We start from the raw sequence: 23,385 nt of genomic DNA on the forward strand, positions 1-23,385 counted from the left end.
CTACAGCCGCCCCTGCGCCCGTCGCTCCGCCAGACTCTGCTCAAAGTTCTGCATTCCCGCCTGCTGCCCCGTTTGAATAATGCCCGGCAGTTGCCAGGTTTTGCCTTCGCGGATCAGGTTTGCCGCCGCCGAGGTATTCACCAGTAGCTCATACAGCGCCACGCGCCCGCCCTGGACATCCTGACGTAGCTTCTGCGCCAGGACCGCACGCAGGCTTCCCGCCAGCTGATTACGCACCGGATCTTTCTCCTGCGCCGGAAAGGTGTCGACCAGGCGCTCGATCGCCTGCGCCGCGCCGCGCGTGTGCAGCGTGGCTAACACCAGATGGCCGGTTTCCGCCGCCGTCAGCGCCAGGCGTATCGTCTCGCTGTCGCGCAGCTCACCAAGCAGAATCACATCCGGATCTTCACGCAGCGCGCTGCGCAGCGCCTCGGCAAAGGACGGGCTGTGCTGGCCTATCTCCCGCTGCTGGATCAGGCAACGTTCGCTCTGGTACATAAACTCCACCGGATCTTCCAGGGTCAGAATATGCCCGTCCGTCTGGTGATTGAGGAAATCGACCATAGCGGCCAGGGTGGTCGATTTCCCACTGCCGGTGGCGCCGGTGACCAGAATCAGGCCATTGTCATTGGACAGTAGTTCCGGGATCGCTCGCGGCACACCTAGCGCAGAGAGCTGCGGGCACGTCAGCGGCAACAGCCGCAGCGCAATCGAAACGCCGAGCATATGCTTAAACGCACTGCCGCGCAGCCGCTGACGGCCTGCGAGGGTAACGGCAAAATCCACCTGCCCGTTTGCCCACCATGCGCCCTGCTGTTCGTCGTTGAGCCACGCTTTTAATAACGCCTCCACATCCGGGGGCGGAAACGGCGCAGGTTCAAGACGGCCTGACCTGCGCCAGCGCGGTGGCGAATCACTGCACAGGTGTAGATCGGAGACGTTATGCTTTACACTAAGGGCCACAATTTCTTCCACATCCATAGACTACTCCTCGGAAAATGAACGACATTGCGCATAACCTGGCACAGGTCCGGGACAAAATCTCAGCCGCGGCAACGCGTTGCGGCCGTGCTCCAGAAGAAATTACGTTGCTTGCAGTCAGCAAAACTAAGCCTGCGAGCGCCATCGCAGAAGCGATAGCCGCCGGTCATCGTGCCTTTGGTGAAAACTATGTGCAGGAAGGCGTGGATAAAATTCGTGCTTTCCGGGAACGGGGAAATACAGACCTGCAATGGCACTTTATCGGTCCGCTACAGTCGAACAAAAGCCGTCTGGTAGCAGAGCACTTTGACTGGTGCCACACCATCGATCGTCTGCGCATCGCTACCCGTCTGAGCGACCAGCGCCCTATGGAGATGCCAGCGCTTAACGTGCTGATTCAAATCAACATCAGTGATGAAAACAGCAAGTCCGGCATTACGCTGGGCGAACTGGATGCGCTGGCGGCGGACGTGGCGGCGCTGCCGCGTTTAACCCTGCGCGGGCTGATGGCTATCCCGGCGCCAGAGTCAAGTTATGAAAGGCAGTTTGCCGTGGCACAGCAAATGGCTGTAGCATTTGAGGCGCTTAAAGCGCGCTATGACACGGTAGACACGCTTTCTCTGGGCATGTCGGACGATATGGAAGCCGCCATCGCGGCAGGCAGCACCATGGTGCGCATCGGCACGGCAATTTTCGGTGCGCGCGATTACACCCAATAATAAGGAAACCTGAGGAACGCCATGAAGACGTTGACTTTCCTGCTTTCAACGGTCATTGAACTGTATACGATGGCGCTGCTGTTGCGCGTCTGGATGCAGTGGGCCCGTTGTGATTTTTACAATCCATTCTCACAATTTATCGTGAAAATCACGCAGCCCGTTGTGGGGCCGCTTCGCCGCGTCATTCCGGCAATGGGGCCAATTGACAGTTCATCTCTGCTGATGGCGTTTATTCTGAGCGTTATCAAAGCGATCGTGCTGTTTATGGTCATCACTTTCCAGCCGATTATCTGGATTTCAGCCGTTCTGATCCTGGTTAAAACCGTCGGCTCGCTGATCTTCTGGGTCCTGCTGGTGATGGCGATCATGAGCTGGGTAAGCCGGGGCCGTAGCCCGGTGGAGTACGCGTTGATTCAGCTGACTGAACCGTTGCTGCGCCCGATTCGTAGCCTGCTGCCTGCAATGGGCGGAATCGACTTCTCCCCGATGCTTCTCGTTCTGCTGCTGTACGTGCTGAATATGGGTATCGCGGAACTGTTACAGGCGACGGGTAATATGCTGCTGCCGGGGCTGTGGATGGCGTTATGAGTGCAGTTAGCCCCTGCGCCGACGGGCTGGTTTTGCGGCTGTACATTCAGCCGAAAGCCAGCCGCGACAGTATTGTTGGGCTGCATGGCGACGAGCTAAAAGTCGCCATCACTGCCCCGCCGGTTGACGGCCAGGCGAATGCGCATCTGACCAAATATCTGGCTAAACAGTTTCGCGTCGCTAAAAGCCAGGTCATCATTGAGAAAGGTGAACTTGGCCGGCATAAACAGGTAAAAATCCTTAACCCGCAATCTATCCCGACGGAAGTCGCGGCTCTGAAAGAACAGGACTAAACCATGCAGAAAGTTGTTCTCGCCACCGGTAACGCCGGTAAAGTGCGCGAGCTGGCCTCGCTATTAAATGATTTTGGGCTGGACGTGGTGGCCCAGACCGGGCTGGGCGTGGACTCCGCCGAAGAGACCGGCCTGACGTTTATCGAAAACGCCATTCTGAAAGCGCGCCATGCGGCGCAGATCACCGGACTGCCCGCGATAGCCGATGACTCCGGTCTGGCCGTGGATTTTCTGGGCGGTGCGCCGGGGATTTACTCCGCCCGCTATTCCGGGGTGGACGCCACCGACCAGCAGAATCTGGAAAAGCTGCTTGTGGCCCTGAAAGACGTCCCTGACGAACAGCGTACCGCGCAGTTCCACTGCGTGCTGGTCTACATGCGTCACGCGGAAGATCCCACGCCGATTGTCTGTCACGGCAGCTGGCCGGGCGTGATCACCCGTGAAGCGGCGGGCAACGGCGGCTTTGGTTACGACCCGATTTTCTTTGTCCCGACCGAGGGAAAAACCGCTGCGGAACTCACCCGCGAAGAGAAAAGCGCGATCTCCCACCGTGGACGCGCCCTGAAACTGTTACTGGAAGCACTGCGTAATGGCTAATTTGCCGCCTCTGAGTCTTTATATTCACATCCCATGGTGCGTGCAGAAATGCCCGTACTGCGATTTCAACTCGCACGCGCTGAAGGGCGAAGTGCCGCACGATGATTACGTCGCGCATCTGCTGGCCGATCTGGATGCTGATGTATCGTACGCACAGGGACGTGAAGTGAAGACCATTTTTATTGGTGGCGGTACACCGAGCCTGCTTTCAGGCCCGGCGATGCAGACGCTGCTGGATGGCGTGCGCGCACGCCTGAACCTGGCAGTGGATGCTGAAATTACGATGGAAGCCAACCCCGGTACCGTTGAGGCCGACCGTTTTGTCGAGTATCAGCGTGCGGGCGTGAACCGTATCTCTATCGGCGTGCAGAGCTTTAGCGAGCCAAAGCTGAAGCGTCTGGGGCGTATCCACGGCCCGGAAGAGGCAAAACGCGCGGCAAACCTGGCAACGGGGCTTGGGCTGCGCAGCTTTAACCTCGACCTGATGCATGGCCTGCCGGATCAGTCGCTCGAAGAAGCGCTGGACGATTTGCGTCAGGCGATTGAACTGAATCCGCCGCATCTGTCGTGGTATCAGCTGACCATTGAGCCGAACACCCTGTTTGGTTCCCGTCCTCCGGTGCTGCCGGACGATGACGCGCTGTGGGATATCTTCGAGCAGGGCCACCAGCTTTTGACCGCGGCGGGGTATCAGCAATACGAAACGTCGGCGTATGCGAAGCCGGGCTATCAGTGTCAGCACAATCTGAACTACTGGCGTTTTGGTGATTATCTGGGAATTGGCTGCGGCGCACATGGCAAAGTGACCTTCCCGGACGGACGCATTCTGCGTACCGCTAAAACGCGTCATCCGCGCGGGTATATGGAAGGCCGCTACCTGGAGCGTCAGCACGACGTCGAGGCGGCGGATAAGCCGTTTGAGTTCTTTATGAACCGCTTCCGTCTGCTGGAAGCCGCACCGCGCGCGGAGTTTGCGCTGTACACCGGGCTGCCGGAATCGGTGATTCGCCCGCAGATCGACGAGGCGCTGGCGCAGGGGTATCTGACCGAGTGTGATGAGTCCTGGCAGATCACCGAGCACGGCAAGCTGTTCTTAAACTCCCTTCTTGAGCTGTTCCTCGCTGAAAATCCTGAAGGCTGATTCAGAATTTTACATCCCGTTCTGCTGGCTGAGGGAAAGGCTGGCAGAGTGTGGGGATGGAAATTACTCGTTCTTATGCAAAACAGCTCAGACGCGAGCTGACACAGGAAGAAAGGCGGCTTTGGTATTTACTGCGCAGCCGCCGTTTCGAAAATTATAAATTTCGCCGACAGCACCCGGTAGGTCACTACATTCTGGATTTCGCCTGTTGCGCGGCTCGGCTGGCCGTTGAGCTAGATGGCGGACAACATGATGAAAAGCTGGAATACGATCGACAAAGGACATTGTGGTTAAACCATAAGGGCTGGCACGTTATTCGATTCTGGAACAACGAACTCTGGAATAACGAAGAGGCGGTGTTAGAAAGGATCCTTGAAACGCTGCAAGCGCTGCAACCCTCACCCCGGCCCTCTCCCTGAAAGGGAGAGGGGGCAAACCATCCCCTCGCCCCTTTAGGAAAAGGGTTAATGTGAGGGCGCAAACTATTCCCTCGCCCCTTTAGGGAAAGGGTTAAAGTGAGGGAGCAAACTATTCCCTCGCCCCTTTGGGGAGAGGGTTAGGGTGAGGGGCTAAGTGAATTACTTCAGCGTCCCCACCAGCGCCTTCCGGCTGTCTTCCAGCGACACCACGCGTTTACACACGTCTTTGCCGAACTGCTGGAAATCGGCTTCCTGATTCTTCCACTCGTTCTGAATCGAGGTTTGCAGTCCGCCCAGGCTACCCAGTACACCCTGCAACGGATTACCGCCACCCTTCAGCACCGCTTTGGCGCCCATCTCGTTGATGCTGTCTTGGAGAATGCCGCCCATCGCCTGGTTCACCAGCTGCTGACCGTCGGCACGCACCTGATCGATCGCCTTATAGTGGAACGTCAGGCCATCAGAGCGCGTCTCGATAATACGGTTCATCTGCTCTTTCAGCTGTTTATCCAGCTTCGTCAGGCGGGTGCGCATATTGCTGCTCTCCCCCACCTCTTTGGTGATGATTTTATCCAGCGCCACGCGGCTCTTTTCAACGCGGGTCAGCGCGCCATCGTTGATCCAGGGCAGCGCGGTACGCAACTCGGCCTGGTAGTCCATCGCCTGCTCGCGCTGGGCGGCCGTCAGGTTTTGCGGTTTGCCGTTAAAGGTCACGTTGCCATCCGGCGTAATCACCAGATTGCCATTCTCGCCCTTAACCTGCACGGTTTGCGGACTCAGCACCACGTCATCACGCGGGGTGACGCTACATTTATACTCCGCATGGGCGGTGGTTCCGATTGCCAGTAAAGCAACAGCCAGCAACGTTTTGCGCATCTTTAACACTCCCTCAGACAAAATGGGCCAGCTAAGGCTGGCCCGTTCTTGCTTTATTAGTCCCACCAAACGTCGAAAAGTTCGCTAACGCGGACATCTTCCAGTTTGTGGTCTTCAAGCCATTTGCGTACCAGCGCCTGATGCTCTTCGGTGCATTTCCCCACTTCCTGGGTGCAAATCAGACCTTCCCACGCCAGATAGCCGCTACCGTCGAAGGCCAGCTTGTTTGGCTCGATCACCTCGTTGATGAACGCATCAACGTCCTGATCGATCTGCTCAACGCTGGTGCCTTCCGGGAAGCGCCAGGCAACGGAGAAGCCCACTTCCTGGAATTCTTCGATGTGCATCTTTTTACGCAGACGACGGCTACGATTCTTTGCCATTATTTCACCCTCTCGAACATTAAGTCCCATACGCCGTGACCAAGACGATGGCCACGCTGTTCAAATTTTGTCACCGGACGTGAATCCGGACGCGGTACGTAGTCGTTGCTTTCAGACTGATTTTTATACCCGTCCAGGGACGACATCACTTCCAGCATATGTTCCGCATAAGGTTCCCAGTCGGTTGCCATGTGGAAAACGCCGCCCAGCTTGAGCTTACTTTTCACCAGCTCGGCAAACGGCGCCTGAACGATACGGCGTTTATTATGACGCGCTTTGTGCCATGGGTCAGGGAAAAAGAGCTGAACCATGTTCAAAGAATTGTCAGGAATCATTTTGTGCAGCACTTCCACCGCGTCGTGACACATGACGCGCAGGTTCTCAACGCCCTCTTCGTGGGCCGTTGCCAGGCATGCACCGACGCCCGGCGAGTGCACCTCGATACCGAGGAAGTTCTGCTCCGGTCGCGCTTTCGCCATGGTCACCAGCGAGGTGCCCATACCAAAACCGATCTCCAGGGTCACAGGCGCCTCTCGGCCAAACAGGTCGGCGAAGTCGAGCGGTTGCTCGCTGAACTCAACGCCCATCACCGGCCAGTAGTTGTCCAGCGCGTGTTGCTGCCCTTTTGTCAGGCGCCCCTGACGGCGGACAAAGCTGCGAATACGGCGCAGCGGGCGACCGTTTTCATCAAATTCCGGTGAAATGACGTCGTTTTTCATAAAAGAGTTGTCTGCTTGTGAGAATGTTCGGGAAACGGGCATTATCCAAAGTTAAGGCTTCTATGCAAGCATGGGAAAGATCCGGTTTACAGCAGATTGACGCTGTGCTGCAATCTGCGTCCCTGATTAAGCGAATCGATGACCATGCAAGCCTCTCAATTTTCAGCCCAGGTGCTGGACTGGTACGACAAATACGGGCGTAAAACCCTGCCCTGGCAAATTGAAAAAACGCCTTACAAAGTATGGCTCTCCGAGGTGATGTTGCAACAAACGCAGGTCGCGACGGTCATTCCTTACTTCGAGCGTTTTATGGCGCGCTTCCCGACAATCACCGATCTGGCCAACGCGCCGCTGGACGAGGTACTGCACCTGTGGACAGGCCTCGGCTATTACGCCCGCGCGCGCAACCTGCACAAAGCCGCACAGCAGGTCGCCACCCGCCACAACGGTAAATTCCCGGAGACCTTTGACGAGGTGGCGGATTTGCCCGGCGTCGGGCGTTCAACCGCAGGCGCAATCCTCTCCCTCTCTTTAGGCAAACATTTCCCTATTCTCGACGGCAACGTCAAGCGCGTGCTCGCACGCTGCTACGCCGTAGATGGCTGGCCGGGCAAGAAAGAGGTTGAGAAACGCCTGTGGGAGATCAGTGAAGCGGTCACTCCGGCGAAAGGAGTGGAGCGTTTTAACCAGGCGATGATGGATCTGGGCGCGATGGTCTGCACCCGTTCAAAACCGAAGTGCGAACTTTGCCCGGTAAACAACCTCTGCGTGGCGTATGCGAACCACACCTGGGCGCAGTATCCGGGGAAAAAACCGAAGCAGACGCTGCCTGAACGCACCGGGTACATGCTGCTGATGCAGTATGGCGACGAGGTGTTTCTCGCTCAGCGCCCGCCGAGTGGCCTGTGGGGTGGTCTATACTGCTTCCCACAGTTTGAGGATGAAGCCTCGCTTCGGGCATGGCTTGAACAGCGCGGCATTGCGGCCGATACCCTGACGCAACTCAACGCGTTCCGTCATACCTTCAGCCATTTCCATCTGGATATTGTGCCGATGTGGCTTCCCGTGTCCTCATTCACGTCGTGCATGGATGAAGGCACCGCTCTCTGGTATAACTTAGCGCAACCGCCATCAGTCGGGCTGGCGGCTCCCGTGGAGCGCCTGTTACAGCAATTACGTGTCGGTGCAATGGTTTAGCATCGGCAAGACAAAGAGGAATGAGTATGGCCAGAACCATTTTTTGTACTTTCCTACAGCGCGACGCTGAAGGCCAGGATTTCCAGCTCTACCCGGGCGACCTGGGTAAGCGCATTTACAACGAGATCTCCAAAGAAGCCTGGGGACAGTGGCAGAAGAAGCAGACCATGCTGATCAACGAGAAAAAGCTCAGCATGATGAACCCGGAACACCGCAAACTGCTGGAGCAGGAGATGGTGAACTTCCTGTTCGAGGGTAAAGACGTCCATATCGAAGGCTATACGCCACCGGAAAAATAATACTCTGCGGCTGCTGCCCGGCGGCGCTGCGCTTGCACGGGCCTACGGTTTTGTAGGCCGGGTAAGCGCAGCGCCACCCGGCAACAGCAACCCCAAAGCAAACACAACACGCACTCCCGGAATGATGAAAAAACTTTTAGCGCTAGCCCTTGTTGCGCCGTTGCTTGTGTCTTGTTCTTCCAAAAAAGGCGATGAATACAACGAAGCCTGGGTCAAGGACACCAACGGTTTTGACATTTTGATGGGGCAGTTTGCCCACAACATCGAGAACATATGGGGATTTAACGAAGTTCTTATTGCCGGACCGAAGGACTACGTTAAGTACACCGACGCCTATCAGACCCGTAGCCACATCAACTTCGATGACGGTACGATTACGGTTGAAACCATCGCAGGGACTGAACCTGCGGCGCATTTACGTCAGGCCATCATCAAAACCCTGCTGATGGGCGACGATCCGGGGTCTATCGACCTCTACTCTGATGCCGATGACATCACCATCTCCAAAGAGCCGTTTCTGTATGGCCAGGTCGTTGACCAGACCGGTCAGCCGATCCGCTGGGAAGGCCGCGCCACGAAATTTGCCGACTACCTGCTGCAAACGCGCCTGAAAAGCCGCACCAACGGCCTGAAAGTGATCTACAGCGTCACGATCAACCTGGTGCCGAACCACCTCGACAAGCGTGCGCATAAGTATCTGGGCATGGTGCGTCAGGCGTCGCGTAAGTATGGCGTGGATGAGTCGCTGATCCTGGCGATTATGCAGACCGAGTCCTCGTTCAACCCCTACGCGGTAAGCCGTTCCGACGCGCTGGGGCTGATGCAGGTTGTACAGCACAGCGCCGGTAAAGACGTGTTCCGCGCACAGGGGAAATCCGGCACGCCGAGCCGCAGCTACCTGTTCGATCCGCAAAGCAACATTGATACCGGTACGGCCTACCTGGCGATGCTGAACAATGTCTACCTGGGCGGGATTGATAACCCAACCTCACGCCGCTATGCGGTGATCACCGCCTATAACGGTGGCGCGGGCAGCGTGCTGCGCGTCTTCTCAAATGACAAAGTGCAGGCCGCGAACATCATCAACAGCATGGCGCCGGGGGATGTCTACTCAACCCTCACCACCCGCCACCCGTCTGCGGAATCACGCCGCTATCTGTATAAGGTGAATACGGCGCAGAAGAACTACCGTCGCCGCTAATCAACACACCTTCTCCTGCAATGAGAAGGTGTTCTGCTTCCCCTCTCCCTGTGGGAGAGGGCCAGGGTAAGGGCATCAGACCGCACCCATCTCATCCCCCCCATACGAAAATGCTATTTGCATCACAATCCAGACTGCAAATTAATGTGGATTGCATTTTTTTGCGGGAGGTAACAAAACATATCGTTGCCAACTGATAGAATTGCATCAAATAACAACCCTGAATGTTCCCAAAACAACATATCTCCCGCTCACTTGTGAGGAAAGTAACATGAACCTTAAGCTGCAGCTTAAAATCTTGTCGTTTCTGCAGTTCTGCCTGTGGGGTAGCTGGCTGACTACACTCGGCTCCTATATGTTTGTGACGCTCAAGTTCGATGGTGCGTCGATCGGTGCCGTTTACAGCTCGCTGGGTATTGCGGCTGTCTTCATGCCAACGCTGCTCGGTATCGTGGCGGATAAATGGCTAAGCGCGAAATGGCTGTATATGCTTTGCCACCTGGTGGGTGCGGGGACGCTGTTTATGGCGGCCGAAGTGACCACGCCGGGGGCGATGTTCATGGTGATCCTGCTTAACTCGCTGGCCTATATGCCAACGCTTGGCCTGATCAACACCATCTCCTACTATCGCCTGAAATCTGCCGGTCTGGATATCGTCACCGACTTCCCGCCAATCCGTATCTGGGGCACCATCGGCTTTATCATGGCGATGTGGGGCGTGAGCTTCGCGGGCTTCGAGCTGAGCCATATGCAGCTCTACATCGGCGCGGCACTCTCCGTACTGCTGGCGCTGTTCACCCTGACACTGCCCACCATTCCGGTATCTAATCAGCAGAAAAACCAGAGCTGGAGCACCATGCTTGGCCTGGACGCCTTCGCACTGTTCAAAAACAAGCGCATGGCGATCTTCTTTATCTTCTCCATGCTGCTGGGCGCGGAACTGCAAATCACCAACATGTTCGGTAATACCTTCCTGCACAGCTTCGATAACGATCCGCTGTTTGCCGGGAGCTTTATCGTCGAACACGCGTCGGTGATGATGTCCATCTCGCAGATCTCCGAGACGCTGTTCATCCTGACTATCCCGTTCTTCCTGAGCCGCTACGGTATCAAGAACGTCATGCTGATCAGTATCGCCGCCTGGATGTTGCGCTTCGGTCTGTTCGCCTATGGCGACCCAAGCGCGTTCGGCACCGTGCTGCTGGTTCTGTCGATGATTGTTTACGGCTGTGCCTTCGACTTCTTCAACATCTCCGGCTCGGTGTTTGTGGAAAAAGAGGTGAAACCTGAAATCCGCGCCAGTGCGCAGGGCATGTTCCTGATGATGACCAACGGCTTCGGCTGTATTCTGGGCGGCGTGGTGAGCGGCAAAGTGGTTGAGATGTATACCACTAACGGCATCACCAACTGGCAACCAGTGTGGCTGATCTTCGCCGGGTACTCGCTGGTGCTGTTCTTCGCGTTCATCGCGCTGTTCAAGTACAAGCACGTGCGCGAGCCGCACGGTGCACAGCCGATCGCGCATTGATTGTTGTGCCCGGTGGCGCTGCGCTTACCGGGCCTGGAAAACCAGACCGTAGGCCGGGTAAGGCGTAGCCGCCACCCGGCTATTTTATTCCAGAAAGCACCCACCCCACCGACAGCAAATCCGCGCTGCCGCCCGGGCTCAGGTTGCGTTCAATCAATGCCTTATCCATCTTCAGCAACGCCTCGCAGTCCCAGCCGTTAGCCAGCAGTTCCCGCGCATAGCCCTGAACGTAGCGCAGCCCTTCAATGCCGCCGCGCGACACGAGATTACTGTCCTGATTGACCGCCATCAGGCGCAGCAGCAGGCCGTGAAGCGACTGACCGTTCCACGCATCCAAAGCCTTACGCACCGTCGCAAAGCCGCTTTCCGCCTCGCCGCGCGCGCCGGTTAAACCGTACAGCTGAAACTGCCGCTCCCCCGCCGTTGCCTGCCCGCTGCGCCCGACCAGCTCCCGCGCCACCAGCCCACGACAGATGTTACTTACCTCACAACAGAGGCTATCCGCAGAGATATTTTTCACACGCCCGGCGGCGAAGCAGAGCAAACCGAGGGCAAAAATACCGCCCTTGTGGGTATTTACCCCGCCCGTGGCGGCGTACATTGCCTGCTCGCAGGCCATTCCCATCGGGCGGAGAATCCGCAACTGCCGATCGGCAGGTTTGGCCGCATGTGCTTCACCCAGTTCCGCAAACCGGGCAAACCACGGCGTAATCGCCATAATGCTGCGGACAAACAAGGCATGGTCCATATCGCAATGGGAGCCGTTATTGAGCCTGTCCACCAGACCCGGTTTTGGCGTCAGCTCCAGCTCCTGCCACAGCGCCTCTGCGGCAAGCGCAGGCACGTCAACCGGGCGCGGTTCAGTCGCGAGCAAACCAGTCATCGATCATCTTCTCCACGCGGGAAACAACCTGCTCAGCGGGGTGATTGCGCGAACGGGAACAGGCATGAGCGGGCTCGTCACAGATCAGGCAGCGTCTGAGATTCGCCCCCAGCGACTGACGCCCGACGTGGCCGTGCTGAGGGCAGATCACATCCAGATCCCACAGCCTGCCGAGCGGGTGCGTCTGCTCCAGTTCTGCACAGTGCGCTTTAATTTCCGCCGCCGGATGGGCTACGCACCACAAGGCTTCAGGTCCGGTGGGTAGCCACAGCACCCGGCGGTCCAGCACCTGCCAGCGGTTTTCCCACAGCAGCTGGTCGCACATCTGTAACGCCACACCCATGGTGTTGCGATAGCGCAGGCTGTCTTTGATCTCCCCGGGCGTAACCAGCGTGAGGGAGATCACCGGTTGTTGATAGTGCGCAAGCATGTCAGCCTGGCGCGCTGCGCGGCGCTCTTTCGCCGCCAGCAGTTCGTCCAGGCTGACACCCGTCCGCACGGGTGTCGCAATCGTCACACTTCCTCCTTTACCTGTCGCACGGTGTCGATCACGCTGCCGTCGCGGTAGCGGATCACCCCGACGATTTTGTCGGTGAACTCAATCGGTTTCGGTACGCCTGTCAACGAAATCGCTCGTTCATACAGCGCGTTGATATCTACAACCTTCAGCCCTGCTTCCATGAGTCGTTCGCGGATCTCCGGGCGCGCCGGGTTGACCGCAATACCGTGGTCGGTGACCAGCACGTCAATGCTCTCCCCCGGCGTGAGGCGGGTGGTAACGCGCTTCACGACGGTCGAGATGCGGCTTCGCAGCAGCGGCGCGACCACAATGGTCAGGTTGGCTGCCGCCGCCACGTCGCAGTGTCCGCCGGATGCGCCGCGCATCACGCCATCGGAGCCGGTGATGACATTGACGTTAAAGTCGACGTCGATTTCCAGGGCGCTGAGGATCACCACGTCGAGCTGGTCGCAGCTTGCCGCCTTGCTGCCGGGGTTGGCGTAGACGTTGGTGGAGATCTCCACGTGGTTCGGGTTGCGCGCCAGCGAGGCCGCTGCCTGGCCGTCAAAGCACTGGGTGTCGAGCAGCGTTTCGATGAGTCCCTTCTCGTGCAGATCCACCAGGCTGCCGGTGATGCCGCCAAGGGCGAAGCGCGCCTTCACGCCGCTGCGCTCCATCTTCTCTTCCATAAAACGGGTGCAGGCGGTGGCCGCTGCGCCGGAACCGGTCTGCATCGAGAAGCCTGGTTTGAAATAGCCAGAGTGTTCAATCACGTCCGCCGCATAGCGGGCGATCATCAGCTCGCGCGGGTTGCTGGTGACGCGCGCCGCGCCGACGCTGATTTTCGCCGGGTCGCCCACGCTCTCCACCTGCACGATGTAGTCCACCTGGTCCTGCACCAGGCTGGCGGGCATATTGGGGAATGGCACCAGTTCTTCCGTCAGCAGCACCACCTTACGGGCAAAGTGCGCGTCCACCATGGCGTAGCCCAGCGAACCGCAGCACGATTTGCCGTGCGTCCCGTTGGCGTTGCCAAACTCATCGCTGCACGGCACGCCGAGAAACGCCACGTCGATATTCAGCTCGCCGTCCTGGAGCAGCTTCACGCGCCCGCCGTGGGAGTGAATTTGTACCGGCTCGTCCATTAGCCCGTGGGAGATGGCATCCGCCAGCCTGCCGCGCATGCCGGAGGTGTAAATCCGGGTGATGACGCCACTCTCGATATGCTCGATCAGCGCGTCATTGCAGGTCATCAGCGAGCTGGAAGCCAGCGTCAGATTTTTGAAGCCCATCCGCGCCAGCAGCGCCACGACGGTGTTGATCACCCGGTCGCCTTCGCGAAACGCATGGTGGAAGGAGATGGTCATCCCGTCCTGCAGGCCGCAGCGCTTAACCGCCTCTTCAACAGAGGCGCAGAGCTTGCGGCTGTGCTTCGCCTCGCTGTCCGCCAGCCACGGCGTGGTGCTGTGGGCGGTATCAAAGGGTTTCAGAGCCCGCAGATGGGGGAAATTTACATGCAGAAGTTCTGTCTGATTCATTATGTCATCCTTACCGACGCACGCCGGAAGCCGCCGCGCGCTCCAGCACCACCTGCGCGTGGTTAATAATCGGTGCATCCACCATTTTGCCGTTGAGCGAGACCACGCCCAGGCCGTTACGCTCGCCCTCTTCTGCCGCCTCAATCACCCTTTTGGCGTGATCCACCTCTTCCTGCGTCGGGGCGTAGGCGTTGTGCAGCAGGTCTATCTGGCGCGGGTTAATCAGCGATTTGCCGTTGAAGCCCATCTTGCGGATCAGGTCGACCTCGCGCAGGAACCCGGCTTCGTCGTTAACGTCGGACCACACCACGTCGAAGGCGTCGATACCGGCGGCGCGTGCGGCGTGCAGCACGGCGCAGCGGGCATAGAACAGCTCGGTGCCGTCGCCGCGCTCGGTCTGCATGTCCATCACGTAGTCAAAGGCGGCCAGCGCGATGCCGATCAGGCGCGGGGAGCTGCGGGCAATCGCCACGGCGTTGATAACGCCAATGGCCGATTCAATCGCCGCCATCACGCGGGTGGAACCCACTTCGCGCCCGCACTCCTGCTCAATGCGCTCGAGGTGGCCTTCCAGCTCGTAAATATCGTCCGGGGTGTCGGTTTTCGGCAGGCGAATCACGTCCACGCCCGCGCGCACGGCGGCCTCCAGATCCAGCAGGCCAAACGGCGTGCTCAGCGGGTTAATGCGCACCACGGTTTCGATATCCTGATACATTGGGTGCTGCAACGCGTGGAACACCAGCATGCGTGCGGTGTCTTTCTCGCGCAGGGCCACGGCGTCCTCAAGGTCAAACATGATGGAGTCGGGGCGGTAGATAAAGGCGGTAGAGAGCATGGCGGCATTGGCGCCTGGCAGGAACAGCATACTGCGGCGGAGTTTGCTCATTTCAGCGCCCCCCAGTTGATGGCCTGTTCATCGGCGGCACGCAGAAGCGCGCTTTGCAGGCGAGCGCGGATTACACAGTCCAGCGCCCCTTTGTCTTCAATAATGATTAATCCCTGGTGCACGTTCATGGCGCGCAATGTGTCGTTGACCACCTGGCGTATTTGCTCGCCAAACTGCTTAATCACTTCACTGCGGATGACAATCTCCAGCTCACCGTGAGCGGGGGCGATTTTCACCATCAGGTCGCTGGACTCCTGCGTTCCGGCCAGCGCCTCCCTTACAATATTCATGATAAATTCCTGATAGTTATGCGACTTCCGCACTCGCACGATAATGTGCTTCGAGGTGCGCGAAGGTGGAGTCCGGGACAATCTCCCGGATCCGGGAAAACTGCTGTGTCTTGAGTAAACGGCGCACTTCCGAGGCCGAAATGGCGTTGCCGGTGGCCTTGATGCGCGGCATCTCCACCACCTCAATATGCGAGGCCAGAAGGTCGTGCAGCGTCTGGTTGTACTGGCGGGTGATGTCGCAGAACGGCTCCGAGCCGATGAAGCGGTGCGTGATGCCCAGCGCCGGGGCGATATAGTCCCGGAAGATCAGCACGTCGATCTCGCTCCACGCCTGCTGCACTTTGCCGGTCTCCTTCAGGAAGTAGGCCGGGAAGGTGGCGCGGGAGATGATGTACTGCGAGCCTTCATGCACCACCACGTTCGGCAGATGCGCCACGCCCGCACGCACCATCTCAAGGCGCGCGCTGAACGGGAAGAACGAGGCGTCTTCACGCACCACAAACAGATGCAGGGCATCGCACTGCGTCGCCGCCTGCTCCACCAGATGACGATGGCCGAGGGTGAAGGGATTGGCGTTCATCACGATCGCGCCCGTTTTTTCCCCACACCGGCGCTTCGCGCGCAGGGATCGGCAGTAGCGCGCGATCCCCTGCGGAGTGTTCTCCATTAGCACCGCGTTGTTCCCGCTCTGGGCAATCGGCCAGAAACCGCTGCGGCCAAAGCGCTCCTTATTGCACGGACGGGTGCAGAGGAAGAGGTGAAAATGGCCGCGCTCCAGCGCCGCGTTTTCCACCTCTGCAAGCAGACGCGCGCTGAGGTTTTCCCCACGAAGCTGCTCGTTGACCGCCACGCATTTGATGACGTTGGCAGCCAGCCCGGCGCAACCCACCAGCTGCGCGCCGGACCAGGCTTCGACAAACAGCGTGATGTCGTTGTCCAGGCCAAGGCCGCTGTCTGCCAGCAGGTAGCGGATCTGGCTTAAGCGTTCTGGGTGTTTCGCCACAACGGTGTGCCGAAAATCAATGGGTTGCGATTGCATGCTGCCGCCTTACTCAGTGCGCTGCCGCGAGCCCGACGGCTGGCGCTTCCACGATCACGTTGCTCAGATGACCGATATGCTCGATCTCCACCTCAATGCGATCCCCCTCCTTCATAAACAGCGGCGGGTTGCGCTTTTTACCCACGCCACCAGGCGAGCCGGTGATGATCACGTCGCCCGGGCTGAGACGGGTGAAGGTGCTGATGTACTCGATCAGCTCCGCCACCTTGTGGATCATGCTGCTGGTGTTGTCTTCCTGCACCATGCGGCCGTTCAGCCAGGTGCGGATCGCCAGGCTGTGCGGGTCCGGGATCTCATCCGCCGTCGCCATCCACGGGCCGAACGCCCCGGTCTGGCGCCAGTTTTTCCCGGCGGTGAACCAGGTGTGCTGCCAGTCGCGGGCGGAGCCGTCCATGTAACAGCTGTAGCCCGCCACGTGGCGCAGGGCGTCGTCGCGGCTGATGTTCTCCCCGCCTTTGCCGATGATCACCGCCAGCTCGCCTTCGTAGTCGAACTCGCTGGAGTGGCGCGGCTTCAGCACCGGCTCGTTGTGGCCGGTCTGTGAATCCGGGAAGCGGACAAACAGCGTCGGGGCCGGGTTGTGCTGGTCAAACTCCTTGCGCTTGTCGGCATAGTTCATGCCCACGCAGAGGATTTTTTCCGGCTGGACAATCACCGGTAAGAAGGTGATGGCGTTCAGCGGTACATCCACCGCGTCGTTCAGAAAACGGGTGGCCTGCGCCAGCCCGTTCCCCTGCAACAGCGCTTTAAGGTCGCCATAGCGGTCGCCCAGGCGGCGGCCCAAATCAATCACGCCTTCGGCCTGTACGATGCCGTAGCTGCGTTTTCCCTGGTATAAAAAGCTTGCGAGTTTCATTGTTCTTTCCTGAAAACTTAAACGAGGAAGTTGCCCAGAATCAGCAGTGAGACAGAGACGTTAATCGCGCCGCCGATACGGGTAGCAATCTGGGCGAATGGCATCAGGCTCATGCGGTTGCCTGCGGTCAGGATCGCCACGTCACCGGTGCCACCCTGCCCGCTCTGACAGCAGGAGACGATGGCGACATCAATCGGGTGCATACCAATCTTTTTGCCAACGAAGAATCCGGTCGCCACCAGCGCGGAAACGGTGCTGACAATCACCAGCAGGTTGCTGACGGTGAACGCCGCCACCAGTTCATGCCATGGGGTAATCGCCACGCCGACAGCGAAGAGGATTGGGTAGGTCACGGAGGTCTGGAAGAATTTGTACACCACCTGGGAACCCTCCAGCAGACGCGGAGAGGCGCCGTTGCAGAGCTTCACCAGCACCGCCATAAACAACATGCCCACCGGCGCTGGCAGACCAATCAGCTTGTGACCGAGCATGCCCAGCATGTACAGCAGCACCGCCAGCAGCGCGCCCGAGGCGATGGTCGTCACGTCCGCTTTGCCGGAGAACGCAGGTTGGGAAACAGTGGCATCAGCGTTGGCGCGATTCGGCATCAGCTGGCCTTCACCGGTCAGGTGCGGGTAGCGTTTACCGAGCTGGTTGAGGCAACCGGAGATAATGATCGCCGTCAGGCCGCCGAGCATCACCATCGGCAGCACGCGGCCGAGCGCCACGCCCTGATCCATATGCAGCAGGGTGGCATAGCCGATAGAGAGCGGGATCGCCCCTTCCCCGACGCCGCCCGCCATGATCGGCAGAATGATAAAGAAGAAGATCTGGAACGGCTCGAGGCCCAGCGCCAGCCCAACACCCATGCCGACAATCATGCCGACGATTTCACCGCACAGCATCGGGAAGAAGATGCGCAGGAAGCCCTGGATCAGCACGGTGCGGTTCATACTCATGATGCTGCCGACGATAATGCAGCAGATATAGAGGTAGAGAATATTGGTGGATTTATAGAATTTGGTCGTGGACTCAACCACCACGTCCGGCAGCAGGCCGTAATAGACCAGCGCGGAAGGGATAAAGGTGGCGCAAATTGCCGCCGCACCGAGCTTGCCGACAATCGGCAGGCGTTTGCCGAATTCACCGCAGGCAAAGCCGAAGAAGGCCAGCGTGGCCACCATGACCACAATGTCGCTCGGCAGTTTTCCGCCCAGGCAATCAATCGCAATCAGCGCGCCCGCCAGAACGAACAGCGGCAGAGGAATAATGCCGATTTTCCAGGTATCCATAATATGCCACCAGCGCTCTTTGAGCGATGGCCGCTGAATATCAATCGGGTCGTGGGTAACAGAGAATGAATCGTCAGTTGTGCTCATAATAAGCCCCTTAGTTATTTTGTGCGTTCAGCTTAGAGTCACAAAGGCTTACTTTATGTGAGGGATGGCATATTAAAAGCGAAGTTTTAATGGACGCTATGGTTTTAATGGTTTCTTTTATTTAATGTGATTTACGCCTTATTTATTGCCGTGGTTTTTATGGTTTCTTTTCTTAACTGAACAAAGAAATAACATTTATTCATTTAACCTTAAGAGGATGAGACTTTCGGAAAAATCTTTTACAGGCTGCGCTGTGCAAGGGATCACAAGTTTTCGGCAAAGCGGGCATCCTGGCCTTAAAAGATGATATATTCAGCCGACCTGTTGATATCTCGCGTGATAGTTATGAAAGTATCGTTTCAGATCAAGCTGTTTATTTCGCTGGTCGCCTTTTTCTCAGTGCTGTTCGCATTACTGGGCGGATATTATTATGTCGATGTCGGCAGGCAGCTTTATCAGGAAATGAGCGCGCGCGCAAAAATACAGGCCGAAGAAATTGCGCTTATTCCTACCCTGCGAAAAGAAGTCGAACAAAAGGATATCCTGGGTATCCATGACTTTATGCAGAAAATAGCCGCCCGCAGCGACGCCAGTTTTATTGTGATTGGTGACAATAAAGGGCTGCATCTTTTCCACTCCGTGTTTGCCGACCGGGTAGGCAAAACGCTGGTTGGCGGAGATAACGACGAGGTATTACACGGCAAAAGCACCATCACCATCCGCAAGGGCGGGTTAGGCATTTCGCTGCGCAGCAAAGCGCCCATTTTTAATGATGCCGGGCAGGTGGTGGGGATTGTTTCGGTAGGCTATCTCACGAGCTATCTGGACACCATCACCGTCAACAAGGTGGTTAATATCCTGATTGCCGCCGTGCTGCTGCTTATCGCCCTGTTTATTTTCTCCTGGTTCTTCACCCGCAGCATCAAGAAGCAGATATTCTCTCTGGAGCCGCGCGAAATCGGCCTGCTGGTGCGCCAGCAAAAGGCGATGATGGAATCCATTTATGAAGGGGTGATTGCCATCGACGACGATCTCCGCATTGAGGTGATCAACCAGGCGGCGCGTAAATTATTAGACTTACGCCAGCCCGCCCGCGAACTGCGAGGTCAACTCATCAGCCAGGTGATCGCGCCCGTCCCGTTCTTCAACGCGCAAACCATGCTTGCGAAAGACACCCACGATGAGATCTGTCGCTTTAACGATCTCACGGTCATTGCCAGCCGGGTGCGGATCATGCTGGAAGATGCGTTGCAGGGCTGGGTGATCACCTTTCGCGATCGCAACGAGATCGACTCGCTCAGCGCCCAGCTCAGCCAGGTGAAGCGCTACGTTGATAACCTGCGCATCATGCGCCATGAACAGCTGAACCGCATGACTACGCTGTCCGGCCTGCTGCATATGGGCCGTTATGACGAAGCGATTCGCTACATACAGGCGCAGTCGGAACACGCTCAGGAGCTGCTGGACTTTATCTCGTCCCGCTTTAGCTCTCCGACGCTGTGTGGTTTGCTGCTTGGAAAGGCCGCCCGCGCGCGTGAAAAAGGCGTTGAGCTGAGTTTCGACCCGGCCTGCCGGGTGGATAAACCGTTCCTGCCGCTGCTCGAATCGGAACTTATCTCGATCATCGGGAACTTGCTGGATAACGCCATTGAAGCGACCCAGCGTGCACCGCTCCCGCATGCCCCGGTGGACGTGCTGATAAAGCTGAACGAGCAGGAACTGATTATTGAAGTCGCCGACCAGGGCGTCGGCATCACACCGGAGATCCGCGACCGGATCTTTGAGCGCGGCATCACCACCAAAACGCGCGGCGATCATGGTATTGGCCTGTATCTGATTGAAAGCTATGTCACACAGGCTGGCGGTGCAATTGAAGTTGCCGATAACACCCCACGCGGTGCCATTTTCTCACTGTTTATTCCCGCCACGGGAACGGCCCGGCACCCCGTACAGGAACTGGAAGATACCGACTATGCAACATGAACTTATCGACGTACTGATTGTTGAAGACGAGAACGAACTGGCGCAACTGCACGCGGAGCTTATCGGTAAACATCCGCGCCTGAGGCTGGTGGGGATTGCCGCGTCGCTGGCCGACGCGCAGGTACAACTGGAGAGCAAACAGCCGAAGCTGATGCTGCTGGATAACTACCTGCCGGACGGCAAAGGCATCACCCTTATCAGCAACCCGATGCTCACCCGCGCCAACTGCTCGGTGATTTTCATCACCGCCGCCAGCGATATGGACACCTGTAGCCAGGCAATTCGTAACGGCGCGTTCGACTACATCCTCAAGCCGGTTTCCTGGAAGCGCCTGAGCCAGTCGCTGGAACGTTTTGTGCAGTTTGCCGAACAGCAGCGCGTCTGGAAGATTGTCGACCAGCAGAACGTAGATTCACTCTATCAATTGCAGGCGAAAAACTATCGCCTGGACAACGGCAGCAAAGGGATAGAGGAGAACACGCTGGCGCGGGTGCAAATGCTGTTTAACAACAAGGCGGCGCACTGTTTTACGGTGGATGAGGTGGTGAGCGAGACGGGCCTGAGTAAAACCACCACCCGGCGCTATCTGGAACACTGCGTGGAGGTGGGTTTTCTGACGGTGGAGATGCTGTACGGAAAGATCGGGCATCCGAGAAGGATGTACCGCCGCGCAGAAGCCTGACGCAGTATTGTAGGTCCGGTAAGCTTGCGCCACCGGGCAACTCGCCGGGTGGCGCTAACGCTTACCCGGCCTACGTTCAGACATTCAATACGTATCCATACAGCCGCTTAATCCCGTCCGCATCTTTCTCGCTGTAAACGCCCTGCAACTCCGGCGAGAAGCCCGGCAGCATATTAATGCCCTCTTCCAGCGCCAGGAAATAGCGCTGTACTGCTCCACCCCAGACTTCCCCGGGCACCACACACAGCACGCCCGGCGGGTATGGCAGCGCACCTTCGGCGGCAATGCGTCCTTCGGCGTCACGAATACGCACCAGTTCGACGTTCCCGCGAATGTACTCCTGGTTGGCATCCTGCGGGTTCATCACCACGGCAGGCAGGCTCTCCTGACGGAACATCGCCTTCTGTAAATCCTTCACGTTAAAGCTGACGTAGAGATCGTGCATCTCCTGGCACAGCTGACGGATCGTGTAGTCGCGGTAACGCACCGGGTATTTCTGATAGATAGTCGGAAGCACATCCGCGAGCGGTGTGTCGTCTTCAATATGCTGTTCAAACTGCCCCAGCATTGCCACGAGCTGCATTAGCTTCTCCGCGCTCTCGGCTGGCGTCAGCAGGAACAGGATGGAGTTGAGATCGCATTTCTCCGGCACAATGCCGTTCTCGCGCAGGTAGTGGGCGAGAATGGTCGCAGGAATGCCGAAATCGGTATAGTGCCCTGTTTCAGCATCAATGCCCGGCGTGGTCAGCAGCAGCTTGCACGGATCGACGGAATACTGCTCGCGGGCATAGCCTTCAAAACCGTGCCATTTTGCACCCGGTTCAAAACTAAAGAAGCGACGCTCGCTGGCGATAGCCAGCGTGGGGTGATCCTGCCATGGCCGCCCCGCCACCACCGGCGGGATAAACGGTTTGATCATATTGCAGTTGGCGATGATGGCCTTGCGTGCTTCAATGCCCAGCTCGACGCACTCCGCCCACAGCCTGCGTCCGCTCTCGCCCTCGTGGATCTTGGCGTTCACGTCCAGCGCAGCAAACAGCGGATAAAACGGGCTGGTGGAGGCATGCAGCATGAACGCATTGTTCAACCGCTTGTGCGGGCAGAAGCGCGACTGACCGCGAATATGGTTATCCTTTTTATGGATCTGCGACGTTTGCGAGAACCCGGCCTGCTGCTTGTGGACCGACTGGGTCACGAAAATTCCCGGATCGTTCTCGTTCAGTTCCAGCAGAAGCGGAGACGTTTCCGCCATCATCGGGATAAATTGCTCGTACCCGACCCAGGCGGAGTCAAAGAGGATGTAGTCGCAAAGGTGACCGATCTTGTCGATCACCTGACGGGCGTTGTAGATCGTGCCATCGTAGGTGCCGAGCTGAATGATCGCCAGACGGAACGGGCGCGGCTCGGCGGCTTTCTGCGGCGCGACGTCACGGATCAGTTCCCGCAGCCAGGCCTCATCAAAGCAGTGCTCATCAATCCCGCCGATAAAACCAAACGGATTACGGGCTGCCTCAAGATAGACAGGCGTTGCCCCGGCCTGGATCAGCGCCCCATGATGGTTGGACTTGTGGTTGTTGCGGTCGAACAGTACCAGGTCGCCGCGGGTCAGCAGCGCGTTGGTCACCACCTTGTTGGCCGCCGACGTGCCGTTCAGCACGAAGTAGGTTTTATCCGCGTTGAACACTTTCGCCGCGAACTTTTGCGCGTGCTTGGCGGAGCCTTCGTGGATCAGCAGATCGCCCAGCTTAACGTCGGCGTTGCACATGTCGGCGCGAAAAACGTTCTCACCGAAGAAATCATAGAACTGCCGCCCCGCCGGGTGTTTTTTGAAAAAGGCACCGTGCTGGTGACCCGGACAGGCAAAGGTGCTGTTTCCCATCGCCACATACTGGCTCAGGGTGTCAAAAAAGGGTGGCAGCAGGTTCTCTTCATACCGGCAGGCGGCAGATTCCAGTTCCAGCAATTCCTGTGCTTTACCTGAGATGATCGCCGTGACACCCTCTGGCACCTCTCCTGGCTCTGTTGAGAACATAAATACCGGTAGCTGAAAGCCCGTACGCTTCAGCAATGCGAGAATGCCGCTGTAGCTTTCAACAACCGTAATGACGACTGCCGCCACATCGGTGAAATCGGTGTTATCCAGCATAACTTTTTCGCGATGCGTAGAAACTTTGGATACCAGCTCACGGCTGACGGCAATTTTCATGGTTTTCATAGGCGCAAATACCCTCACCGAACGGCGAGACAGGAAGGAGAAAATTCGCGCAATCATGTCACCTTTTATTTTCAGGTGCAAGAAGGAATCAGTATGCGTTACGCCCCCCAAAGCTAAGCGTAATCAGGGACGGTCGTGTCATAATCATGCAATGCCAGTGCTTAAATAACAGG

The 23,385-nt window shown here is 57.7% G+C and carries 25 protein-coding genes; 12 read left to right on the forward strand and 13 right to left on the reverse strand.

Annotation, left to right across the window (positions count from 1 at the left end; translation table 11 throughout):
- Entirely contained in the window at positions 1-981 is a 981-nt protein-coding gene (locus ACOTY5_RS11630; protein WP_017692691.1) for a type IV pilus twitching motility protein PilT, read from the reverse strand.
- Between the two features lie 17 nt (positions 982-998).
- On the opposite strand from ACOTY5_RS11630, the gene ACOTY5_RS11635 reads away from it, so the two are divergent.
- From ACOTY5_RS11635 to ACOTY5_RS11660, 6 genes are read left to right on the forward strand one after another with little or no spacing between them, the layout of a single operon-like run.
- Positions 999-1,700: a YggS family pyridoxal phosphate-dependent enzyme gene (locus tag ACOTY5_RS11635; RefSeq protein ID WP_045141928.1), complete on the forward strand. Its 702-nt coding sequence runs from the start codon at positions 999-1,001 to the stop codon at positions 1,698-1,700.
- A 21-nt stretch (positions 1,701-1,721) separates the two neighbouring features.
- Positions 1,722-2,288, forward strand: a complete 567-nt coding sequence (locus ACOTY5_RS11640; protein WP_015571838.1) for a YggT family protein — start codon at positions 1,722-1,724, stop codon at positions 2,286-2,288.
- Complete coding sequence (gene yggU, locus ACOTY5_RS11645) at positions 2,285-2,581, forward strand: DUF167 family protein YggU (protein WP_023304404.1); 297 nt, start codon at positions 2,285-2,287, stop codon at positions 2,579-2,581. The genes ACOTY5_RS11640 and yggU overlap by 4 nt, the downstream gene beginning before the upstream one ends.
- 3 nt (positions 2,582-2,584) lie before the next feature.
- Complete coding sequence (locus ACOTY5_RS11650; RefSeq protein ID WP_045141927.1) at positions 2,585-3,178, forward strand: XTP/dITP diphosphatase; 594 nt, start codon at positions 2,585-2,587, stop codon at positions 3,176-3,178.
- Positions 3,171-4,319 carry a radical SAM family heme chaperone HemW gene (gene hemW, locus ACOTY5_RS11655; RefSeq protein ID WP_045141926.1) on the forward strand — a complete coding sequence of 383 codons (1,149 nt, stop codon included), beginning with the start codon at positions 3,171-3,173 and terminating at the stop codon, positions 4,317-4,319. The genes ACOTY5_RS11650 and hemW overlap by 8 nt, the downstream gene beginning before the upstream one ends.
- A 56-nt stretch (positions 4,320-4,375) precedes the next feature.
- Positions 4,376-4,738 (forward strand): endonuclease domain-containing protein, encoded by a 363-nt coding sequence (locus ACOTY5_RS11660; protein WP_023295414.1) that lies wholly within the window; start codon positions 4,376-4,378, stop codon positions 4,736-4,738.
- Between the two features lie 159 nt (positions 4,739-4,897).
- Here ACOTY5_RS11660 and ACOTY5_RS11665 read toward each other — a convergent pair whose 3' ends face one another.
- Genes ACOTY5_RS11665 through trmB form a run of 3 tightly spaced genes read right to left on the reverse strand, consistent with a single transcriptional unit; the run spans position 4,898 to position 6,716 of the window.
- Positions 4,898-5,614 (reverse strand): DUF2884 domain-containing protein, encoded by a 717-nt coding sequence (locus ACOTY5_RS11665; RefSeq protein ID WP_015571842.1) that lies wholly within the window; start codon positions 5,612-5,614, stop codon positions 4,898-4,900.
- Between the two features lie 56 nt (positions 5,615-5,670).
- On the reverse strand, positions 5,671-5,997 hold the full coding sequence (locus tag ACOTY5_RS11670) for a YggL family protein (RefSeq protein WP_003862421.1): 327 nt from the start codon (positions 5,995-5,997) through the stop codon (positions 5,671-5,673).
- Complete coding sequence (gene trmB / locus ACOTY5_RS11675) at positions 5,997-6,716, reverse strand: tRNA (guanosine(46)-N7)-methyltransferase TrmB (RefSeq protein WP_045141925.1); 720 nt, start codon at positions 6,714-6,716, stop codon at positions 5,997-5,999. The genes ACOTY5_RS11670 and trmB overlap by 1 nt, the downstream gene beginning before the upstream one ends.
- Positions 6,717-6,860: 144 nt before the next feature.
- Between trmB and mutY the strand changes: the two genes are divergently transcribed.
- From mutY to ACOTY5_RS11695, 4 genes are all read left to right on the forward strand, one after another.
- Positions 6,861-7,913 (forward strand): A/G-specific adenine glycosylase, encoded by a 1,053-nt coding sequence (gene mutY, locus ACOTY5_RS11680; protein ID WP_169802401.1) that lies wholly within the window; start codon positions 6,861-6,863, stop codon positions 7,911-7,913.
- 26 nt (positions 7,914-7,939) lie between these two features.
- Positions 7,940-8,212 (forward strand): oxidative damage protection protein, encoded by a 273-nt coding sequence (locus ACOTY5_RS11685; protein ID WP_003862425.1) that lies wholly within the window; start codon positions 7,940-7,942, stop codon positions 8,210-8,212.
- A 124-nt stretch (positions 8,213-8,336) separates the two neighbouring features.
- Positions 8,337-9,413: a membrane-bound lytic murein transglycosylase MltC gene (mltC, locus tag ACOTY5_RS11690; protein ID WP_017382930.1), complete on the forward strand. Its 1,077-nt coding sequence runs from the start codon at positions 8,337-8,339 to the stop codon at positions 9,411-9,413.
- A gap of 271 nt (positions 9,414-9,684) precedes the next feature.
- A complete protein-coding gene (locus ACOTY5_RS11695; protein WP_015571846.1) occupies positions 9,685-10,941 on the forward strand; it encodes a nucleoside permease in 1,257 nt (418 codons plus the stop codon).
- Between the two features lie 79 nt (positions 10,942-11,020).
- Here ACOTY5_RS11695 and citG read toward each other — a convergent pair whose 3' ends face one another.
- The 8 genes from citG to ACOTY5_RS11735 are packed head-to-tail and all read right to left on the reverse strand — an operon-like array spanning position 11,021 to position 18,332.
- The gene (citG, locus tag ACOTY5_RS11700) at positions 11,021-11,824 is read right to left on the reverse strand and encodes a triphosphoribosyl-dephospho-CoA synthase CitG (RefSeq protein WP_032649490.1); all 804 of its coding nucleotides are present in this window, start codon (positions 11,822-11,824) and stop codon (positions 11,021-11,023) included.
- Complete coding sequence (citX, locus tag ACOTY5_RS11705; protein WP_032649492.1) at positions 11,802-12,341, reverse strand: citrate lyase holo-[acyl-carrier protein] synthase; 540 nt, start codon at positions 12,339-12,341, stop codon at positions 11,802-11,804. Before citX ends, citG begins: the two co-directional genes overlap by 23 nt.
- The gene (gene citF / locus ACOTY5_RS11710; protein ID WP_421631919.1) at positions 12,338-13,861 is read right to left on the reverse strand and encodes a citrate lyase subunit alpha; all 1,524 of its coding nucleotides are present in this window, start codon (positions 13,859-13,861) and stop codon (positions 12,338-12,340) included. The genes citX and citF overlap by 4 nt, the downstream gene beginning before the upstream one ends.
- A gap of 10 nt (positions 13,862-13,871) precedes the next feature.
- Entirely contained in the window at positions 13,872-14,747 is an 876-nt protein-coding gene (citE, locus tag ACOTY5_RS11715) for a citrate (pro-3S)-lyase subunit beta (RefSeq protein ID WP_023306921.1), read from the reverse strand.
- Positions 14,744-15,037: a citrate lyase acyl carrier protein gene (citD, locus tag ACOTY5_RS11720; RefSeq protein ID WP_062934075.1), complete on the reverse strand. Its 294-nt coding sequence runs from the start codon at positions 15,035-15,037 to the stop codon at positions 14,744-14,746. Before citD ends, citE begins: the two co-directional genes overlap by 4 nt.
- A 16-nt stretch (positions 15,038-15,053) precedes the next feature.
- Entirely contained in the window at positions 15,054-16,076 is a 1,023-nt protein-coding gene (gene citC, locus ACOTY5_RS11725) for a [citrate (pro-3S)-lyase] ligase (protein WP_032671991.1), read from the reverse strand.
- A gap of 13 nt (positions 16,077-16,089) precedes the next feature.
- Positions 16,090-16,953, reverse strand: a complete 864-nt coding sequence (locus tag ACOTY5_RS11730; protein WP_015571851.1) for a fumarylacetoacetate hydrolase family protein — start codon at positions 16,951-16,953, stop codon at positions 16,090-16,092.
- Between the two features lie 17 nt (positions 16,954-16,970).
- Positions 16,971-18,332 carry a 2-hydroxycarboxylate transporter family protein gene (locus ACOTY5_RS11735; protein ID WP_015571852.1) on the reverse strand — a complete coding sequence of 454 codons (1,362 nt, stop codon included), beginning with the start codon at positions 18,330-18,332 and terminating at the stop codon, positions 16,971-16,973.
- A gap of 345 nt (positions 18,333-18,677) precedes the next feature.
- Between ACOTY5_RS11735 and ACOTY5_RS11740 the strand changes: the two genes are divergently transcribed.
- A complete protein-coding gene (locus ACOTY5_RS11740; RefSeq protein WP_017692682.1) occupies positions 18,678-20,315 on the forward strand; it encodes an ATP-binding protein in 1,638 nt (545 codons plus the stop codon).
- The gene (locus ACOTY5_RS11745) at positions 20,305-20,997 is read left to right on the forward strand and encodes a response regulator (protein WP_015571854.1); all 693 of its coding nucleotides are present in this window, start codon (positions 20,305-20,307) and stop codon (positions 20,995-20,997) included. The genes ACOTY5_RS11740 and ACOTY5_RS11745 overlap by 11 nt, the downstream gene beginning before the upstream one ends.
- A 76-nt stretch (positions 20,998-21,073) precedes the next feature.
- Here the strand turns inward: ACOTY5_RS11745 and ACOTY5_RS11750 are convergent, their stop codons facing one another.
- Entirely contained in the window at positions 21,074-23,212 is a 2,139-nt protein-coding gene (locus tag ACOTY5_RS11750; RefSeq protein ID WP_045141998.1) for an ornithine decarboxylase, read from the reverse strand.
- Positions 23,213-23,385 lie beyond the last annotated feature (173 nt).

This window comes from Enterobacter cloacae complex sp. SHL018 (genome assembly GCF_049237905.1).
In the GTDB taxonomy this organism is placed as follows: Bacteria; Pseudomonadota; Gammaproteobacteria; order Enterobacterales; family Enterobacteriaceae; genus Enterobacter; species Enterobacter hormaechei_C.